Raw genomic sequence first — 605 nt, 5'->3', positions numbered from 1 at the left:
GGCGTTATGCGCAAATAAAAAAGGACTAAAGAATGATGAAAAAAGTAGTTTACGGAGTTATGTTTGTTGTTGCGCCAATGCTTTCTTATGCAGGAGAAAATCGAACCGAAGTAGGTGCTAGTCTAGGGACTCCCTCAGGAATAAATTTTGTGTTAAAGAAGGATATTTCGGGATTTCCTGTGCAGGTTAGTGGGTTTTACTTAGGTGAAATATACGGGATAGAAGCCGGGTATAGTTTTTATAGGAATGAAAGCAGCCATTTTCGTTCAGTGCAAATAGTCGTGGGTACAAGTGTTATCGAGGAGGATGCATATAGGGCATATGTTTCATCTGACACTTTTGTTCTGCAAGAATATAAAGATGAAAAAGAATGGAATTATCTTGGAGTAAGTACTACTTTCCAATTCGGCGGGTTTTACATTGAACCAGGCTTAAGTGCTGGCTCTGGTGACTATTCATCGCCCCAGCTGTCTTTGCAATTGGGTTGGTTGTGGTCTTTATAGGCCAGCATAACAAAGCGTTCAACCAGACGTAAATTTCGGTGCGCCTTTTGGGTGGCTGCGCCACTTTAACCCAAAAGTCACCCCAAAATTTCCGCAGGTTAA

General features: G+C 41.7%; 1 protein-coding gene. It reads left to right on the top strand.

What is annotated here, in order from left to right; all coding sequences use genetic code 11:
- Positions 1-32 precede the first annotated feature (32 nt).
- Positions 33-503, top strand: coding sequence for a hypothetical protein (locus IDZ20_RS05825; protein WP_223144909.1), 471 nt, complete (start codon positions 33-35; stop codon positions 501-503).
- The last annotated feature ends 102 nt before the right edge of the window (positions 504-605 follow it).

It is taken from the genome of Teredinibacter waterburyi, from assembly GCF_001922985.1.
In the GTDB taxonomy this organism is placed as follows: Bacteria; Pseudomonadota; Gammaproteobacteria; order Pseudomonadales; family Cellvibrionaceae; genus Teredinibacter; species Teredinibacter waterburyi.
This window is presented reverse-complemented; position numbering and strand designations above follow the sequence as displayed.

Excerpts from the sequence above, each read along its gene's own strand:
- IDZ20_RS05825 (WP_223144909.1), top strand. The coding sequence starts at position 33 with ATGATGAAAAAAGTAGTTTACGGAGTTATGTTTGTTGTTGCGCCAATG.